General features: G+C 37.1%; 20 protein-coding genes. 11 read left to right on the forward strand and 9 right to left on the reverse strand.

Translation table 11 applies throughout. From position 1 onward, the window contains the following. The 4 genes from CDOM15925_RS07995 to CDOM15925_RS08010 all read right to left on the reverse strand — a co-directional run. Nucleotides 1–441, reverse strand: a 441-nt coding sequence (locus CDOM15925_RS07995; RefSeq protein ID WP_211436714.1) for a hypothetical protein, incomplete at its 3' end; no start/stop codon positions are given. A 110-nt stretch (nt 442–551) separates the two neighbouring features. Beyond that, nucleotides 552–3,005: an EAL domain-containing protein gene (locus CDOM15925_RS08000; protein ID WP_169942889.1), complete on the reverse strand. Its 2,454-nt coding sequence runs from the start codon at nt 3,003–3,005 to the stop codon at nt 552–554. Further along, on the reverse strand, nt 3,002–3,871 hold the full coding sequence (locus CDOM15925_RS08005; RefSeq protein WP_249934717.1) for a cytochrome-c peroxidase: 870 nt from the start codon (nt 3,869–3,871) through the stop codon (nt 3,002–3,004). The genes CDOM15925_RS08000 and CDOM15925_RS08005 overlap by 4 nt, the downstream gene beginning before the upstream one ends. A gap of 34 nt (nt 3,872–3,905) precedes the next feature. After that, nucleotides 3,906–4,628, reverse strand: coding sequence for a class I SAM-dependent methyltransferase (locus CDOM15925_RS08010; protein ID WP_169942890.1), 723 nt, complete (start codon nt 4,626–4,628; stop codon nt 3,906–3,908). Between the two features lie 54 nt (nt 4,629–4,682). Here CDOM15925_RS08010 and CDOM15925_RS08015 point away from each other — a divergent pair, with 54 nt between their 5' ends. Further along, nucleotides 4,683–5,090: an acyl-CoA thioesterase gene (locus CDOM15925_RS08015; RefSeq protein ID WP_169942891.1), complete on the forward strand. Its 408-nt coding sequence runs from the start codon at nt 4,683–4,685 to the stop codon at nt 5,088–5,090. Here the strand turns inward: CDOM15925_RS08015 and CDOM15925_RS08020 are convergent. Continuing rightward, nucleotides 5,087–5,437 carry a Fur family transcriptional regulator gene (locus tag CDOM15925_RS08020; RefSeq protein WP_169942892.1) on the reverse strand — a complete coding sequence of 117 codons (351 nt, stop codon included), beginning with the start codon at nt 5,435–5,437 and terminating at the stop codon, nt 5,087–5,089. The genes CDOM15925_RS08015 and CDOM15925_RS08020 overlap by 4 nt on opposite strands. Before the next feature lie 117 nt (nt 5,438–5,554). On the opposite strand from CDOM15925_RS08020, the gene CDOM15925_RS08025 reads away from it, so the two are divergent. From CDOM15925_RS08025 to CDOM15925_RS08040, 4 genes are read left to right on the forward strand one after another with little or no spacing between them, the layout of a single operon-like run. Beyond that, nucleotides 5,555–6,445, forward strand: a complete 891-nt coding sequence (locus tag CDOM15925_RS08025; protein WP_169942893.1) for a metal ABC transporter solute-binding protein, Zn/Mn family — start codon at nt 5,555–5,557, stop codon at nt 6,443–6,445. Further along, a complete protein-coding gene (locus CDOM15925_RS08030) occupies nt 6,445–7,890 on the forward strand; it encodes a HoxN/HupN/NixA family nickel/cobalt transporter (protein ID WP_169942894.1) in 1,446 nt (481 codons plus the stop codon). Before CDOM15925_RS08025 ends, CDOM15925_RS08030 begins: the two co-directional genes overlap by 1 nt. Next, nucleotides 7,887–8,663 (forward strand): metal ABC transporter ATP-binding protein, encoded by a 777-nt coding sequence (locus CDOM15925_RS08035; protein WP_169942895.1) that lies wholly within the window; start codon nt 7,887–7,889, stop codon nt 8,661–8,663. The genes CDOM15925_RS08030 and CDOM15925_RS08035 overlap by 4 nt, the downstream gene beginning before the upstream one ends. Beyond that, a complete protein-coding gene (locus CDOM15925_RS08040) occupies nt 8,657–9,454 on the forward strand; it encodes a metal ABC transporter permease (RefSeq protein WP_169942941.1) in 798 nt (265 codons plus the stop codon). The genes CDOM15925_RS08035 and CDOM15925_RS08040 overlap by 7 nt, the downstream gene beginning before the upstream one ends. Nucleotides 9,455–9,496: 42 nt before the next feature. Here the strand turns inward: CDOM15925_RS08040 and CDOM15925_RS08045 are convergent, their stop codons facing one another. Together CDOM15925_RS08045 and CDOM15925_RS08050 are read right to left on the reverse strand one after the other, a co-directional pair. After that, on the reverse strand, nt 9,497–10,378 hold the full coding sequence (locus CDOM15925_RS08045) for a DMT family transporter (protein WP_169942896.1): 882 nt from the start codon (nt 10,376–10,378) through the stop codon (nt 9,497–9,499). 27 nt (nt 10,379–10,405) lie between these two features. Next, a complete protein-coding gene (locus tag CDOM15925_RS08050; RefSeq protein ID WP_169942897.1) occupies nt 10,406–11,152 on the reverse strand; it encodes a DUF4197 domain-containing protein in 747 nt (248 codons plus the stop codon). A 215-nt stretch (nt 11,153–11,367) separates the two neighbouring features. Here CDOM15925_RS08050 and CDOM15925_RS08055 point away from each other — a divergent pair, with 215 nt between their 5' ends. Then, the gene (locus CDOM15925_RS08055) at nt 11,368–11,946 is read left to right on the forward strand and encodes a manganese efflux pump MntP (RefSeq protein WP_169942898.1); all 579 of its coding nucleotides are present in this window, start codon (nt 11,368–11,370) and stop codon (nt 11,944–11,946) included. A 43-nt stretch (nt 11,947–11,989) separates the two neighbouring features. Here CDOM15925_RS08055 and CDOM15925_RS08060 read toward each other — a convergent pair whose 3' ends face one another. Continuing rightward, nucleotides 11,990–12,862, reverse strand: a complete 873-nt coding sequence (locus CDOM15925_RS08060; RefSeq protein WP_169942899.1) for a pirin family protein — start codon at nt 12,860–12,862, stop codon at nt 11,990–11,992. A gap of 190 nt (nt 12,863–13,052) precedes the next feature. Between CDOM15925_RS08060 and CDOM15925_RS08065 the strand changes: the two genes are divergently transcribed. Further along, complete coding sequence (locus tag CDOM15925_RS08065; RefSeq protein ID WP_169942900.1) at nt 13,053–13,265, forward strand: hypothetical protein; 213 nt, start codon at nt 13,053–13,055, stop codon at nt 13,263–13,265. Between the two features lie 206 nt (nt 13,266–13,471). On the opposite strand, the gene CDOM15925_RS08070 is transcribed toward CDOM15925_RS08065, so the two are convergent. Further along, nucleotides 13,472–14,230: an exodeoxyribonuclease III gene (locus CDOM15925_RS08070; RefSeq protein ID WP_169942901.1), complete on the reverse strand. Its 759-nt coding sequence runs from the start codon at nt 14,228–14,230 to the stop codon at nt 13,472–13,474. A gap of 90 nt (nt 14,231–14,320) precedes the next feature. On the opposite strand from CDOM15925_RS08070, the gene CDOM15925_RS08075 reads away from it, so the two are divergent. From CDOM15925_RS08075 to CDOM15925_RS08090, 4 genes are all read left to right on the forward strand, one after another. Further along, complete coding sequence (locus CDOM15925_RS08075) at nt 14,321–14,680, forward strand: diacylglycerol kinase (protein WP_169942902.1); 360 nt, start codon at nt 14,321–14,323, stop codon at nt 14,678–14,680. Further along, on the forward strand, nt 14,677–14,922 hold the full coding sequence (locus CDOM15925_RS08080; RefSeq protein ID WP_169942903.1) for a replication/maintenance protein RepL: 246 nt from the start codon (nt 14,677–14,679) through the stop codon (nt 14,920–14,922). Before CDOM15925_RS08075 ends, CDOM15925_RS08080 begins: the two co-directional genes overlap by 4 nt. A gap of 146 nt (nt 14,923–15,068) precedes the next feature. Continuing rightward, nucleotides 15,069–16,148 carry a PepSY-associated TM helix domain-containing protein gene (locus tag CDOM15925_RS08085; protein ID WP_249934718.1) on the forward strand — a complete coding sequence of 360 codons (1,080 nt, stop codon included), beginning with the start codon at nt 15,069–15,071 and terminating at the stop codon, nt 16,146–16,148. Then, complete coding sequence (locus CDOM15925_RS08090; protein ID WP_169942904.1) at nt 16,123–18,243, forward strand: TonB-dependent siderophore receptor; 2,121 nt, start codon at nt 16,123–16,125, stop codon at nt 18,241–18,243. The genes CDOM15925_RS08085 and CDOM15925_RS08090 overlap by 26 nt, the downstream gene beginning before the upstream one ends. The last annotated feature ends 75 nt before the right edge of the window (nt 18,244–18,318 follow it).

Consider the following 18,318-nt stretch of genomic DNA (forward strand, 5'->3'; position numbering starts at 1 on the left):
TCCTCTGCCTTCATTTTTAAGCTCTTTAAGATAGATGTTTTGTCTTTTTGCCTCATCATAAGCTTCATCTTTTGTTATAAACTCAACTTTTGCTCTTTTGCCAAATTCGATAAGAGAATTTAAATTTAAGATATCTTTTTCAAAGGCAACCGCGATCCCCGGCTCACTGCTAGGCGCGCTTTCTTTTATCAAAAAAGCTTGTGCAAATTTAATAACCTCATCTCTTTGAACTTCGTTAAGATAGGTGCTAAAGCACATTGAGCTGTTGTGCGAAGTGTAATTTACTCTTTCGTCAATTAGCAACTGATGGCGACTTATAAAAGAACATTCACAAAAGCGGTCATTTATAAATTCAGCTATATTTTCAGTAAGCATACCAGTGGATTTAGTATATCCTATTTCATCGGTATCATCAATGGCAATATAAGTTTTATACTTCAAGTTTATATCCTATTTTATATTTTAAATTATAGAATTTTAGTAATTAAATTTAGATAATAGAATTTAAAAGAATTAGGCATATAAATTTATAAGCCTAGGATAAAAGCGAATTATTTTTTAGTATCTTTTTTTAGATCGTCAGGCGAGATAGGCTTGCCAAGCAAGAAGCCTTGAGCGTATTTGATACCGAATTTTTTAACTTCGGCTAAAATTTCAGGAGTGCTTACAAATTCAGCTACTACATTGTAATTTTGGCGATTGGCAAAATCGATGATGGTTTGCATTAGATACCTGGCGTTTTTATCAAAAGGAAGCTTTTTGATTATAGAGCCGTCGATTTTAATAGTATCTATATCAAGCTCTAAAATTCGGTAGTAGTTTGAGTAGCCGCTACCAAAATCGTCAATTGCGATTTTAGAGTTGTAGCTGCTTACTTTGTGGATAAAATCATTTACCGCTTCATAGTCATCTACACCTTCGGATTCTAAAATTTCAAAATAAACATGCTCAGGATACGAGCAAATTCTAAGCTTTTGTTCTATAAGATCACGAATTTGGGAATTGATGATGTCGCTATTTGAAAGATTCATCGAAAATTTAAGATCGGGAAACCTTTCAACCAGTCTAAATACATGACCTATGACTTTTTTAGTTATGTCGTTATAAAGAGAAATTTTCTTAGCGATATCCAAAAATTCCCCAGGATAGCGCATCTTGCCGTGTTCGTCGATGAGACGCACAAGAACTTCGTAATATTTAACCTTAGGATTTTTTACGTTAAAGGATATGTCATATACGCCTTGACACTCCACGATAATGGTATTGTTATAAATAGCGTATTCGATAGTTCTTGACATGATTTGGTTTTGATAATACTGCTGCTCTATGTGGCTGTTTTCGGTGTAGTAATAAACATCTTCACCTCTATACTTAGCCTCGTGGTGAGCAAGCATAGCTTGAGTTAGGCGGTTTGTCTGAATAGTATCTTGCGCCAAACTAACGCCGATAGTGGTTTTTATGTTCGGGATAAACTCTTTTTTATCATCGACTACGATATAAAGGTCGTTAGCTACGAAATAATCTTTAATCCTGCTTATATCTCTTTGGACATTATTACCGTCATACCAGATACAAAATTCATCAAACTGCACTCTATAAACGCTTGCATTTATCTTATAAGTATCAATACAAAGCTGGATTGTATTGGCAAATGAAGTGATAATAAGCTCTATCGTCTTTGTCTTGTAAAAGAAGCGAAAATCCATAAAGTTATTGATATTTATATAGATGATCATACCGCTTGGATGCTCCGTAAGCCTTTGCGTAAGACCAAAATAGCTACCAAATCCAGTGAGCCTATCATAAAGAGCCTTGTTTCTAAGCTCGATATCTTTTTTCTCAAGCTCTTTTGCGTTTAAAATTTCTTGAGTTCTATCAAATTTTACCGACAGATAGCCTTCTCTTTTGCCCTTTTCATCAAACAAAGGAGAGAACATAACTTGCTCATAAATCAAATCGCCGTTTTTTGACTCCGTTACATACTCATTGCATCTCCAAATTTTATTGCTTTCTAAAGTTTTGATGATATCTTCGTAAAATTCATTCACGTGAGTATGGGATTTTAGTATGTCGGTGCTTTTTCCTATAACCTCTTCGGGCTTATAGCCGGTAGTTTCTTCAAAAATTTTATTTACATATTTAATTTTTCTATCTGTATCTATAAACATAACCGAACTAAATATATTATCGATGGCTTGATGCAGGTGGTTTGATCTTTTTAATATTCTTTTGCTTTTTAAAAATGTAAAAAATATCAAAATTATCGATATGGCTATGAGTAGGATAAAAATTCTGGTCATATTTTTTAAATTCGAGATGGACTTGTTGATATATTGCTGACTTTCTACAACAAGCTTATCAAGTTGCTCTTGCAAATTTAGTCCATAAATTTCATTTAAAGTTATCTGCGCCTCTTGATAATACTCTACAAGCTCCTTGGCTCCATGCAGGAAGCTTATGTCGTGCTTATTAAGCTCCGCTCTTTCAAAATACTCGCTTAAAAGCTTGTATGGTTTTTTTAAATTTGCGTTTATATCATATCTAAAGAGCAAAATGCTAGGCATAACGCTATCAAAATAACTGCTTCTATAAAGATCTTTAAAGATTATATCGTCATATATGAATTTGGCCAGTATAGCAACGGAGTTAAAATTATCTATCAAATTTATTTTTTTATCGAAAATTTCCTTGACTCTTTCTATGGTTTCAAGATTTACCGGAACTTCGTTAAAGGATTTATGCTTTTTAGTATATAAAATTTCATTCACGATACCGCTAAAATCATTAGTTAGCTGCATCATTTTATCGTGATCGGCTTGCAAAAACGTCTTATCTAGTATAAATTTAATCTCTTTATTTATCCTAACCAGATCGGTTATATAGTTGCTCCACCTATAACCTTCCAAAACATCTTTGTTTGCCTTATAGGTTATCATAGCACCCATAAATAAAATCAGCGCCAAAGACAAAAACAGCAATTTTAAAAATATAATTTTGTTTTTCATTTTAAAATTTCAGGCTTTTCGCCGCTTAAAGTAAGTAAAAATTTATATATAAATTCCATCTCTTCATCAGTGATGTCCTGAGATACCTGAAGTCCTGAAACATGCCTGATCGCCTCTTTTAAATTATCCTGCTTACCGTTGTAAAAATACGGAGCCGTTTTAGCGATATTTCTAAGTCCGGGTACCTTATAATACCCCGTCTCGGCTTTAACTGAATTATCGTCAAGCTGGACGTTATAATATACATTTGCGCCCAAATTTCTGCCGCTATGGCAGTTTATGCATCCGACTTTTTTAAACAGTTCAAAACCTCTTTTTTCATCACTACTAAGGGCGTTTTCATCGCCTCTTAAAAACTGATCGAACCTTGCATTGGGAGTTATAAGAGCTTTTTGAAATTCCGCTATAGCATCAACTATATTTTCAAAAGTTACTCCCTCATCATAAACGGCATAAAACTGGCTTCTATATTTAGCGTTGGAGCTTACTTTTTTTACCACGAATTCCTTTGTGCTTCCAAGCTGATTTAGATCGGTTATGCTCTCTATGACCTGATCTTTCATATTTCTTACTCTACCGTTTTTGAAAAACAAAAAATTCGACGCGGCATTTAGCACGGTAGGAGGATTCATATAGCCGCTTATGGAAACTTTGATATTGTGATCTATCGTACCGCTTGTATTCCAGTAAAGATTATGACATCTTTCACAGGATATAGTTCCGCTTGGGCTAAGTCTAGTATCGTAAAAAAGGTTTTTACCAAGCTGCGCTTTTTTATAGTCATATTCAATAGACTCAATCGGAGTAAATAGCTGATTGCCTGCAAAAAGCGACATAGACATTAAAAATATCAACAAAAACCTCAAAATACTCTCCGACAAAAAATTATCCGATTATATCCTAAAACACCAAAAGTTTCATTGAAGAGCTGATAGTTTCTGTTATTTTTCCGTTTATACTTTGCTTTTCAAGTTCGTTTTTAAGGGATTTTTCATTAAATTTAATTTCGCCGATTTCTAAATGCCAAGTAACATTTTCGTAAGCTTCCTGCAAACTCAAATCCTTGCTTCTTACCTCTTCAATAATCTCTGATTTGAAAGGAATTTTTTGCATTTGCAAGTGATACTCAAACCCGCTTGCTCTATCAAACCACCCTTTTCTCTCGCCGTAAATTTCATAAAATTTATTGATTAAGTCCGAATTTCTAGGCTTGTTCCACCACAGATAAACTCTTTGCTTGCCTGCACTTGTAAATTTATCAAAATCCTCCACGGTTGCGATCGCAGGACTCATCGTGCTAAAAGCTATATCGTAAATTTGATCAAGCTTAAAACTTGTCCAATCGCTCTCAACTATCCTTAAATTTGAGATACCGAATTTGCGAGCGTCATCGCTCATAACCTCAAGCATCTTGGTCGAGAGGTCAAGACCTGTTACGTTTTTACACATTTTAGCAAGATGAAGAGTTTTCACGCCTGTTCCACAACCCACATCTATAAGAGTTTTTTCTTTAAAGTCTATTCCGTATTTATCTAACTTATCAAAAAATTCTTTTTGAAATTCGTTAAGTTCGCCCTCATATCTTGAGTAATTAGCCGCTTTTTTATCCCAAGAGCTCTTCATAAAACCGCCTTTTTAAAAATTTGAGTTACAATTGTATCAAACAAAAGGACAAATATGAGAATTTTTAGCTACAAATTTAAAGTAGGCAAAGAGGCCATAGACATAAACAACCACGCAAACAACGCATACTATCTTATCTGGATGCAAGAAGCGGCTTTTGCGCACTCAAATTTCGTAGGAGATACATTTGAAGAGCAGCTTAAAAACAACTCGACTTGGGTTATAAAACGCAACGAAATCGACTATTTAGAGCAAATTTATTTAGGCGACGAGATCGAGATAAAAACATGGACAAAGCAGGCTAGAAAAGTTAGTTCAAACAGATTTTACGAATTTATAAAAGACGGCAAGATCATAGCTAAAGCCATAACCACTTACGTATATTTTGACCTTGACAAAAAGCGTCCAAAGGCGATCCCGGGTCATCTTGCGGAGCTTTACGGCGAAAATGAGGAAATTTAAAAGCAATCGTCGCAAATTCCCTTTACGACTACGCTTTTAACGTGGCTTTGGTTTAAATTCGGCATATCGATATTTGTCATCTTTCTGCAAACATCACAGACAAAATACGCCTTTGCTTCGCCTGCAAGCTCATAGAAATTTTTATGGTTGTTTTCGTTTTTTACGATAATGCCTTTAGCTTCAAAAATCTCCATCGAGCGGTAAAATGTCGTTTTATTGGCCTTAATTTTGCTTAGAATTTCATCGTACCCAAGCGGAGTATCGGCGCGAGATAAAATTTCTAAAATTTGCAACCGAAGCGGAGTTGCCTTTATATCGTTTATCCTTAAGAGCTCTTGAGGCGACATCTCATCCTTTCGTTTAATCTCAAAAGCTATCATACTAAAATTTATATAAAAAAGCATTAATTCGCAACTAAGTTGCTTTTGCTATACTTCCCTAAAAATTTTGAAAAAAGGTTTAAGATGAAGAAAATTTTAGCTTTTTTATGTTTTGGCGCGCTTGCATGCTTTGCAAAACCCGTCGTTAGCGTAAGTATATTACCTCAGGAATTTTTCGTAAAACAGATCGCAGGCGACACGGTTGAAGTAAATACCATGGTATCTTTAGGAACCGATCCTCACACTTACGAGCCAAAGCCAAAGCAGATGAAATCTCTTGAAAACAGCAAACTTTATTTTGCCATAGGCATTGAATTTGAAGAGGTTTGGTTGCCGAAATTTCAGCAGTCGTTTCCAAAGCTAAAATTTATTTTTACTCAAAAAGGGATAGAAAGAGTCGCTATGCAAGAGCATGAGCATGAGGGGCACGCGCACGATAAAAAAGAGCATTGCCACGAACACAACGGAAAAGTGCATTGTCATAGCCACGACGGGCTTGATCCACACATCTGGCTTGATCCGGTGCTTGTAAAAACTCAGGCTAAAAACATCCTAAACGGACTTGTTAGAGTTTTTCCCGAGCACAAAGAGCTTTATAACGCAAATTATGAGAAATTTCTCGTTAAGCTAGACGAGCTTGACAAATTCATCAAGGACAAGCTTGCAAATCTTAAAAACCGCGAATTTATCGTGTATCACCCATCTTGGGGATACTTTGCAAAGCGCTATGATTTAGAGCAAATTTCTATAGAAGTCGAGGGCAAAGAGCCAAAACCTGCAGAGCTTGCAAACCTCATCAAGGAGGCAAAAGAGCACGGCGTAAAGGTCATCTTCGTAGCGCCTCAGTTTTCTAAAAAATCGGCAAATTTAATCGCAAAAGAAACGGGTGCAAAGGTAGTTGAGATAGATCAGCTCCCGCTTGATTGGGAGGCTGAGCTTAAAAAGACAGCCGAAATTTTCGCTAAGAGTCTTTAATGATGAAATTTGGGCGCATACTGGCCGCACTTACGCTTTTTGCGTCCATTGCCTACTCGTGTGCGCTTTGTGCGCTTTACACACCCACAGCTCATGCGCAGATCAAATTTGACGCATGGAGCGACACGATTAAAACAGCTACGATAACATGGACGTTTTCAGAAAATTTCACCGAGCTAACCATGCAAGGATACGACGAGGATGCCGATAAAAAGCTAAACGAAAAAGAAGCTTGGAATGTCCAAAAGTCCTTGCTTGACTACATCGTGCCGCGCGGGTATCTTACTACGGTTAGCTTTTATGACGGCGAGGGTGCGAGCGAAAATTTATTCGTCAAAACAAAGAGCCAGCGCGTTTATATCGAAGAAAACAGGCTAAATTTCGAGTATGTTTTAGAGCTAAATTTAGAAATTTTGCCTCGCCGTGTGGTTGTGTTTGAGATAATCGATCGCGAAGGATTTTTTAACTTCAAAATCGCAAATAACGAGCCTTACAGGATAACCGAATCCATTTTCATAGTGCCAAATTCAAATTTAAACACCGTGTTTTTTGAGATGAGCGAGCAAAAACCTAAAATTTCAAACAAAGACAAGCCTGAGCTTAGCTCGCTTGTAAAAAACAAAAATTTAGAAGAGATTGACGCGATAGACGAAGCGAAATTTAACTCTCTTGCTAGAACCACGATAGGATTTTTAGACAGACTAAAAGAGCTCATCAAAGAAAACTCAACCGCATTTGAAGCTTCGAAATTTGCCCTCATCATGCTTTTTAGCTTCGTCTACGGCTTTTTGCACGCAGCGGGCCCGGGACATGGCAAACTGCTTACGACATCGTATTTTGCGGCAAGCGGAGGCAGCTACTTAAAAGCTTTTGGCTTCTCGCTTAAAATCGGCATTTTGCATGTGCTTGGCGCGCTCATGTTGGTTTGGATTACCATGAGTTTGCTTGAAAGTTTTGCGGCAAACGTAGCAAATTCCGCTGCAAATTTGACGACTAAAATTTCAGCCCTGATCATCATGGCGATCTCTGCTTATATGATATTTACGAAGCTAAAATCGCTCAAGCCAAAGGTTCATAACTACAAATTTAGCCCTCACAAGGCAGACTGCGGATGTGCGGCTTGTAAAGCAATGGAAGTTAAGCCAAAGAGCCTAAACGAGTGGTTTGTAGCGCTTGCAGCCTCGCTTGTGCCGTGTCCTGGAACTATCATCGTCTTTATACTTGCGTTTAGCTTAAATAGCTGGCTTATAGGCGTGATGAGCGGCGTTTTTATGGCGCTTGGCATGAGCGTAGTTATATTTATCGCGGCAGTCTTTGGCACGAAGGTAAATGCGCTCTCAAAATATAAAAATTTAAAAATTTACTGCGAATTCCTAGCTCTTTTAGTGATGTTTGGCTTGGGAGCTTTTATGTTTTTTATCGCAGGCAGGATATCGGTTTTATGAACGGAGTTAAGATAGAGAATTTATCGTTTGGATACGATGAGAATTTGATATTTGAAAATATAAATTTAAGCTATGATATCAAGGATTTTCTAGCTATCATAGGTCCAAACGGCGGGGGCAAATCAACCCTACTTCGCCTTATGCTAGGGCTTTTAAGACCTAAAAGCGGCGAGATAAAGATATTTGATAAAAACCCAAGCGAGGTTAGCAAAACCATAGGATACGTCCCTCAAAACATCTTCATAAATGCAAATTTTCCGATGAGGGTTTTAGAAGTGGTGCTTATGGGGCGAATCGATAGGAAAATTTTCGGCTTTTATACAAAAGAGGATAAACTAGAAGCGATGAAAGCGCTTGAAAAAGTCGGCATGAGCGAGTTTGTAAACTCCCGCATAGGCGAGCTCTCAGGCGGTCAAAGACAACGAGTTTATATCGCAAGAGCACTTTGTGCAAAGGCTAAAATTCTCATGCTTGATGAGCCAACCGCAAGCATCGACACCAAAGGACAAGCTGCGATTTACAGCCTGCTTAGCGATATAAACAAAGAAGGAATCGGTGTCATCTTGATAAGCCATGACGTAAATATCGCACTTAGCTTCGCTACGAAAGTTGCTTACGTAAATCACAAAATTCACATGCACGACATCGCGCCCGATCGATCCAAGCAAGAATTCATCGCTCATCTTGCACACGAGCATAATCACTTTTGCGATGTCGAGATCGCGCTTAAGGAGTGTGGTTGCAAGAGCTTAAACAAAGGGCAAAAATGCTAGAAGCGCTAAATTTGGAATTCATGCAAAACGCCCTTATGGCAGGGCTTTTAGTAAGTATCGCGTGCGGAGTTATCGGCTCGCTTGTAGTTATAAATCGCATGGTTTTCATCGCAGGAGGCATAGCGCACGGAGCTTACGGCGGACTTGGGCTGGCGTTTTATTTTTCGCTTGAGCCGCTTCTTGGAGCAAGCGGATTTGCGATATTTCTAGCACTCCTGATAGCTACTATCACGCTAAACGATAAGAGCAAAATGGACTCGGTTATCGGTGCACTTTGGGCGTTTGGAATGGCGTTTGGCATCATCTTAATCGATCTAACGCCCGGATATAACGTAGATCTCATGAGCTATCTTTTTGGCTCTATTTTAGCGGTGCCTGATAGCGATTTAGCCTTTATGGCGGCGGTTGATTGCGTCATCTTGCTTATAGTTACGCTGTTTTACAGGCAGTTTGAAGCCCTTAGTTTTGATGCGGAATTTGCCAAACTTCGAGGAGTAAAAACCACACTTTTATACTATGTGCTAGTCTGCATGATGGCGCTAAGTGTCGTGATGACGATACGCGCAGTGGGGCTTATCTTAGTCATCGCCCTACTTACCATACCGCCTTATATAGCGCAAAATTTCTCTAAACGCCTTGGCGCAATGATGCTAAACGCCACTCTCATCTCGGCTGCGTTTTGCATATCGGGGCTCTGGCTTAGCTTTGAGGCAAACTTAACAAGTGGAGCAAGCATAATACTTATAGCCTCAATCTGCTTTTTTATATTTACGGCTATAAACAGACACTAAATTTGGTTAATTTTAAAATTTGCGCTTGTAAGATAACGAAATTTAAGCTTTTTGACTCTTGTAGTAGCTTCCCACTTCACTGATTATAATTCCAAAAAGTATAAGCAAAGCTCCTAAAATCTGCCACGAGCTTAAAATTTCCCCGCCAACAAAATACCCAAAAAGCCCCGCACTAACAGGCTCAAAAGTAAAGATAAGAGCGGTTTTCATAGGAGTTGTGTAGCGCTGCATCGCCGACTGAACAAAAAATGCAAAGACGGTCGCAAACACCGAAGTTATGATAACGGCTTTAAAAAATGCATAGTTAGCCACAGGCAAAACGCTATGCGTATCAAAAACAAGAGCCGCAAAAAGACATAGAGCGGTTACTACCAAAAACTGCATGCAAACCATCTGATAAAGCTCGCATTTGCGCACAAAAACGCCCGTAAATATGATATGAACAGAATAAGCAACGGCACAAAGCACGGAGAGAATTTCTCCTCTGCCAAACCCAAGCTCGCTATCGCTTAGCAAATACAGCCCAAAAGCCGATAAAAAGGCTCCTATAAACGAATAAACATAGACTTTTTGCCTAAAAAACAGAAATACTATAAAAGGCACAAAAACTACATTTAATCCCGTGATAAAAGCGACGGTCGAGCTAAAAGTGTATTTAAGAGCAAAGGTTTGAAGCGCAAAGCCCGCAAATAAAAACACGCCTAGCAAAGAGCCGAATTTAAGAGAATTTGGGTCAAATTTCTTAACAAATTTAATCGAAATCAAACCCATTAACAGAGTTGAGATTAAAAATCTCCAAAATAAAATGACAAAAACGCCGTTGCTCTTAAGCGCTTCAGCCATCGGTAAAAACGTCACGCCCCACACGACGGCAACGACTACAAGAGCAAGATCGGCGCCAAATTCCTTTATCTTTTTCGTCATATTATGGGTTTAAATTTAAGCTAAAAGTTATTTAAAGATATTTTCAATAGCTTTTTTGCCGTAACCCACAGGATCGCTTCTAAGCGACTTTTCATTTTCGCTCATCACTTTAAATAGCCCATCAAGCGTCTTTCTCGTGATGTATCCGTTTAGATCCTCGCCATCGTTTGTTACATATTCGCCCATTCCAAGGCTTGAGGCAACCGATTTAACCGACTTCATGCTCTCCGAGCCGCCAAGAGAATTTTTCACAAATGAATTTAGCCCGTTATAAGCGGTTGCAAAGCTGTTTTGACTCATCATCTTTTCAATTATCGGCTTAAATATCTTTTCAAGCTCCTTGCTTGAATTTTGTTGCAAAAATTTACTAAAACTATCATTTCCGCCGTTCATGATCTTTTTGACATCGCTTTCACTCATGTTTTTTATAGTTTTTGAAAAGACATCGGCAGCTCCAGAAACTGCGCTACTTGCGGCTTTATTTATGGAAGCAACCAGCTCGTTTGCCCACTTGTCGCCGCCAACTTTCTTTGCCAAATTTGCAGCCGTTTGCAAGCTTGGCGGAAGCGGAATTTTAGCCGCGGCATTTTTGATAAATCCGTCATTTGAAAGCTCTTTTACGGCATACTCAAGAGCCGAGCTTACCATGCTTTTATAATCGCTCTTTGTAGAGGCTTGATTTACGGCTTTAAGCCCGTCTCCAACCATCTTACCCCAATCCGTACCAAAAGCGCTTAAAGCAAAAAATAGTGCTAAAATCACGATTTTTTTCATAATAATATCCTTTAAATTTAACCCTGCAAGCATAAATTCGGCTTGGCAAGTAGATAAAATGATATTAAATTTTGGCTTTTCATCACTTGAAATTTATCTTTATACGCTAAATTTGCGCTCATAAAATATCAAATTTTAATTCCATCAAATAAAGCCGAATTTTAATCTTAAAAAAATTAGTTTTAATGTAAAATTAGCCTTTTTCAGGAGAATTTATGGAGCTTTTATTATTAGCTTTCGCCCTTGCCATGGATAGCGTAGCGCTCAGTATCGCAAGCGGTGCAAAATGCCGCGCATTAACCGTTTCAGGGGTCATTAAAGTCTCTTTTATATTTGGCTTTTTTCAAGCTCTTATGCCTTTTTTGGGATATTTTTTAGGGCTAACCTTCGTAAGCTTCATAGCTTCCATAGATCATTTTGTCGCATTTGGCATACTTTCGTTTTTGGGTATCAAAATGATACTTGAAGCAAGAGAGCATAAAGACGAAGCCTGTTTAAATGACCTAGGACTAAAAGTCCTAACTATGGGCGCAATAGCCACAAGCATCGATGCGCTGGCTGTCGGAGTGACGTTTAGCTTTGAGAATATAGATATCATTTATACTAGTATTTTGATAGGATCTATCTGCTTTATACTATGCGTTTTAGCGTGTTATGCGGGCAAATTTTTGGGTATAGTTTTAGAAAAAAAGGCTCTTATTTTAGGCGGAGTTATACTCATAGGTATAAGCGTAAAAATTCTCATCACCCATCTTTTAGACCATGGGTTCTTGGCTCATTTAAAGCCGTTTTGATTTTACGCTTACTATTTTATAACTCCGCACTAACAGCTCGAATTTAGCCTATGCTACCGAATTTTCCGCTGTTATAATCATCAATAGCTTGGCGAATTTCATCTTTTGTATTCATCACAAACGGTCCATATCCGACAATCGGCTCATCTATAGGCTCGCCCGAAAGAAGCAAGATTTTTACATCTTGTCCGACTGCTTTTACTCTCACTTCACCGTCGCCTTTTTCAAAATTTACCAGCTGAGCCTCGCCCGCTCTTTCATTGCCGTTAAAAACAGCTTCCCCGCGCAAAACAACCATAGAAAGCGAATGTGAAGCAGGTACGTTTATAACCGCTTCTTTGCCGGAATTTATCATAACGTCCCAAACATTCATCGGCGTAAATGTGCTTGCCGCTCCGCTTACTCCATCAAATTCGCCAGCTATGATCCTTGCTTGTCCCGCACCGTCTGCAAATTTGATCACAGGAATTGATTCGCGCGATAAGTGCTGGTATTTTGCAGGAGTGTTTTTATGCTTTTTAGGTAAATTTACCCAGAGCTGAACCATCTCAAATAGACCGCCCGAACGGCTAAAATCCAAAGAGTGAAACTCCTCGTGCACTATGCCCGCACCCGCCGTCATCCATTGCACGTCGCCCGATTTTATAACTCCGCCGCCGCCACTTGAATCCTTATGTGCGACCTCGCCGCTATAAGCTATCGTTACAGTCTCAAATCCTTTATGCGGATGGTGTCCGACTCCTCTTGGAAAGTCCGTTAAATTCGGTTTAAAAACCTGAGGTGCAGCGTAATCAAGCATTAAAAAAGGATCAGTGCCACGATCTTCGCCCATGTGACTAAAAAGTGGCTGAACTAAAAATCCGTCTCCGACCCAATGTGCACTATTTGATTTGTAAATTTTATTAACTTTTCTCATTTTTTATCCTTTATTTTATTTAAAATTGCGGTATTTTAATGCAGCCTCGTTAATATATTATTTAAAATCGGTAAATAAAAATTAAGATTATTAATCAAAACTTAAACAACTCTATTTATTAACGCATATCTATAAAATTTCACCCAAATTTGAATATAATTGTAAAAATTTAAGCGCAAAAAGGCTCGAAATGTTTAATTTTATATTCTCTTGGAAGTGCTATTTCTTACTTTTGATAATCGGAGTTGGCGGATATCTCGCCGTGCCATACCTTGACGCGGCAGGCGCTCACAATGAAACGATAGAAGTGTTTAAGATACTAACTATGGCTATGGTAATGGGCATTGCCATATACCTGCTACTTGCGATTTGGGTGATACTTTTTAAAAGTATCAGATCTTAAAGCAACTAGTTTATATTAAAGCGTCTTTTTTAAAAAGCCATATATTTGGATACGAATTTAAAATTTGATATGAATTTTCAAGCTCTTTGCGTTTAGAGCTAAATTTAACTTGCCCGATTAAATTTAGCCGACTAGTTAGCCAAACTAGGAGTTTAATCCTTACTAAATAAATAAAAGCAATGCGAATTTATAAAAACGAAAAACGATTAAATTTCTATTTCAATTCCCACGGGGCAATGATCGCTTCCCGTTATATCACTAAGTATAAATGCGTCCTTAAGGCGATCTTTAAGGCTTGCCGAAATGAAAAAATAATCAATCCTCCAGCCGACATTTTTAGCTCTAGCGTTAAATCTATAGCTCCACCACGAATAAGCATCCTCTTTGTCGCCGTGAATGTGTCTAAAAGTATCGATAAATCCGTGCTTTATAACCTCATCTATCCACGCTCGCTCAATCGGCAAGAAGCCTGAAGTCTTAGAATTCGCCTTTGGATTTTTAAGATCTATCTCGCGGTGAGCGGTATTAACGTCTCCGCAAAATATCACGTCCTTGCCCTCACGCACAAGCTCATTGCAGTAGGCTAGAAATTTCGCATAAAAATCCATCTTATAAGCAAGCCTTTCATCATCCTTTTGCCCGTTTGGAAAGTATATGTTAAAAAGTACGATATTACCAAACCTATGCTCCAAAACTCGCCCCTCATCGTCGTTAAAAAACTGAGATTTTAGAGTAGCTAACGGAAACTTACTAAGGCTCATCACGCCCGAATACCCTGCTCTAACGGCCGAATTTACGCTTACATCGCTAAATCCGAGCTTGTAAATCTCGCTAGGCACATCAGCTTCTTTTACTTTTATCTCTTGAAGTCCTAAAAAATCGGGCTTATACTCATCAATCCAATTAAATCCGTCTTTGCTTGCGACCGCGCGAAGTCCGTTTACGTTCCATGAAATCAGTTTCAAATTCAGTCCTTTTTAATTGCAATTATACGCACTCAACCTAAATTTAAGAGTCTATTTTGATATAATTATTCAAAAATTTAAGGTCTAAAATTGAGAAATCAACCAAAATACAAATTCTTTAAAAATTGGAGTTACGCGATCGCAGGACTAAAGGAAATTTTTAAAAACGAAAGCAGCTTTAGGCTTGAAATTTATATATTTTTGCCCGCTTTTATCTCTCTTTTGTTTTGGAATTTCGGCGCGATTTTAAATTTATTTTTGATTTTTAGTATGGTTTTGGTTCTGGTTTGCGAGTGCATAAACTCAGCAATTGAGCGTATAGTAGATCTTGCAAGCCCTGAAATTCATCCTCTTGCAGGTGCGGCAAAAGACGCGGGAAGCGCTGCGGTAATGATATGCAACACGCTTTGCGCAGGAGTGTGGATATATGCGATTTGGGATAAATTTTGAACTCGCTTGAAAGAGAAATTTTTGGCACTTTAATCGGCGAAAAGAAATTTGAGATAATTGAGTTTTTTATCCAAAATTTAGATGAAAACGGATTTATAAATTTCACAATTGCAGAAATTTGCAATGCTACAAATTCAAGCAAACCGACAGTCATAGAAACGATAAAACTACTTGAAAATAGAAAAATTTTTAAGCGAGTAAAAAACGGAGTTTATGCGTTTAAAAATTTAAAATCTTCATAGGATCTATATTTACAATTTCAATAAAAATTATTTTGATAATAATTTTAGAAATTATTAATATACAAAATGATAAAATCTCTCACTTTTTTTAATAAGTAGATAATATAAAAATGGTATTTAAATATATGAGTTTGATCAGCAAAAAAATGATATATAAAATTCACGCCTATATCTCACTTATATTTTTTATACCGCTTGTTATTATATGTTTTAGCGGTTCATTGCCGGTTTATAAAGATGAGATTGACCACATACTAATACCTCAAAAGATAAAAACGTACGGTTCAAGCCAAAAAGAAAGGCTTGATTTTGACATACTTTTAAATTTCGTATCTAAACGCCATGAAAATAGTCAAATAGTAGGCTGGCATATAAACAAAAACACAAATACGGCTGATAAAGTTTGGCTCGTTAAGCACGGAGAAAAAGAATGGAGCTATCTATATATAGATGCTTTTAGCGGAGAGATAAAAACCGAACCAAATCCTTTATATAGCGGGATTACTGGAATCATACTAGGAATTCACGCAAATCTGCTTTTGGGGAAAAACGGTAAAATTTTTGTAGGTATTATCGGAATTTTAATCTTTATAATTTCAATTACTGGTTTTGCTGTCTATAAAAATTTTTGGAAAAATTTATTTAGATTAAGATTTGCTAAAGTCGCTATTTTTATGAGTGATATACATAAATTCATAGGAGTTTTTTCAACTCCTATCTTGCTTGCAATATCACTAACTGGAGCTTGGTGGGAATTAAGATTTTTATTTCTTCCAAAATTTGACAACTCAAATTTTATTATAAACGAACAAATTTATAATAAAAATTTATCGGTTGAAAGTATCATTAAAAGAGCCAAATCGGATCTGCCTGGCTTTAAGCTCCATTATATAGGTTTTCCTGCTTTTAATGGTGCAAACATAACTCTTTACGGGTATAAAGATGGACAAAGCTTCTTATATGATGAATATGCCAGTCAAATCACGTACGATAAGAATAGCGGTGAATTGTTATATATCAAAGACATTGATAACGCAAATTTTAAAGAAAAATTTCTGTCATCTTTTAGAAAAGCTCATTTTGGGTATTACAACGAAACTACCAAATTTATATGGTTTTTGATAGGACTTACACCATTAATTTTAACTATTTCCGGACTTTATTTATGGATCAAAAGAACAAATTTAAAAGGAGAAAAAGATGAAAAGCAGATATCTGTTTTCTAGCATAGTTGCTATGAATTTGCTATTAGCCTCGCAAATTTTAGCCGATCAAAACAAAGTATTAGAAGGTACAGAGGTTACTATCGAGCAAAGACGAGACGATATAAACTATAACTCCAAAGAACTTGTCAAAGGAACTACTAGACTCAACTTAACTTCTCGCCAAACACCGCAATCCGTTCATGTAATAACTGAAGCCAAGCTAAAAGACCTAAATATAAACGACTATCAAGTTTTACTTAGAAATGTACCGGGTGTTACTCTTAATAAATGGGATGAGCGTGTATATCCTAGAGCACGTGGTTTTGCGATAGATTATTATCTGCTTGATTCCATGCCAAGTTTTGGTGGTTTTAGCTTAGGAGCAAACGATATGAGTATGCTACCTTACGAAAGAGTAGAAGCAGTAAAAGGAGCCAACGGTTTATTGTCTGGCGCAGGAAATCCTGCAGCTAGTCTAAATTTTATACGCAAAAGAGCCGACTCTAAAGAGCTTAAGGGAAATTTTAAACTAAGCGCAGGCTCATATGATAAATACGGTGTTTCCGGAGACATACAAACTCCGGTAAACGAAGACGCTAGCATAAGAGCAAGGGCATCGTTTAGTCATGAAGACTCACGATCTTATATGGATTATTATAACCGTAAAAATACAGCTGTTTACGGTTTAGTTGATGCCGATATAGGCGACAGCTCATGGATAAGTCTGGGGAGCTTTTATCAGGAATTAAAACGCCATGGAGTTCGCTGGGGAGGAATGCCTGCATTTTACACCGACAACAACAGAAGAGAATTTAGCAAAAATCAAATTTTCTCTCAACCTTGGACAAGATGGGATATCAAAACTCTTGACTTTTATGCCGATTTTAGACATTACTTCGAAAATGAAGCAAGCTTAAACTTGTCATACTCTTTTAGAAGAGCTAATACAGATTCGAATTTACTCTATTACGGAGGAAAGGTAGGTCTAGACAATATAGGTAATATAAGTGGTCTTAGCGTTTATGCAAACAAAAGAGAGGAAAATATACACAATATCGACTCGTATGTAAATTTGCCGTATGAAGTGTTTGAATTACCGCATGAGTTTGTATTCGGTGCGATGTATAATAACTACAAAAAAGATGCAGATAGCGTAAGCAGCTACTGGAATAGTAAAAACACTCCTGCAGGAATTGCTTACACGGCAGAAACGATTATAAATTTTAACAATCTATATTTAAAAGATCCACGATTACCCTACATAGATCAAAACAATGCCGACAAGACAGTTCAAAAAGCAGTATATTTTGCTAATAAATTCTCATTACGAGATGACTTGAAATTTTTAATCGGTGCAAGAATGAGTTACTATAAATACAAAATTACGGGTGGGGTAAGCAATAGAAATTTCACTCAAGAAGTTACTCCTTATTTTGGAATAGTATATGATATAAACGATAATCACTCCATTTACGCAAGCTATACAAGTATCTTTAAGCCTCAAACTGTTAAGGATATCAACGATAAATACTTAGATCCAATTCAAGGCAAGGATTACGAACTTGGAATTAAAGGCGAGTATTTTGACGGAGCACTATCGGCTTCTTTTGGAGTATTTAAGATCATTCAAGACAAGCTTGGCGCAAAGACAGGTCTAAAAATTGCAGGCACGACTACAGATGCCTATGAGGCTAAAAAAGGCGTAACAAGCAGAGGATTTGAGTTTGATTTAAATGGAGAGATAAATAGAAATTTGAGCCTAAGCTTTGGTCTTGCACATTTTGAAGCCAAAGATGCCGAAGGTAAAAAATTCGATACCGAAGCAGCTAGAACTACTGCAAATTTATTTGCGAAATACAGTATAGAAAACTTTAGAATAGGAACAGGTTTGCAATATAAAAGCAAGATATATACAGGTAGCGGAAATAATCAGATTACACAAAAGGCTTACACCTTATCAAACTTAATGCTAGGCTATAAAATAGGTAAAAATTTTGATATACAGCTAAACATAGATAATTTGTTTAACAAAAAATACTTTGAAGGCATAGGTCAAAACAAGATGGTCTATGGCGATCCTAGAATGTTTAATCTAAGCTTTACATACAACTTTTAATCTCTTTAACCGCCTAAGACTTAATCTAAGGCGGTTATATCACAAATTTAAAATTATCAAATACAAACTAGATAT

Source organism: Campylobacter sp. RM15925 (assembly GCF_012978775.1).
GTDB classification, from domain to species: Bacteria; Campylobacterota; Campylobacteria; order Campylobacterales; family Campylobacteraceae; genus Campylobacter_A; species Campylobacter_A canis.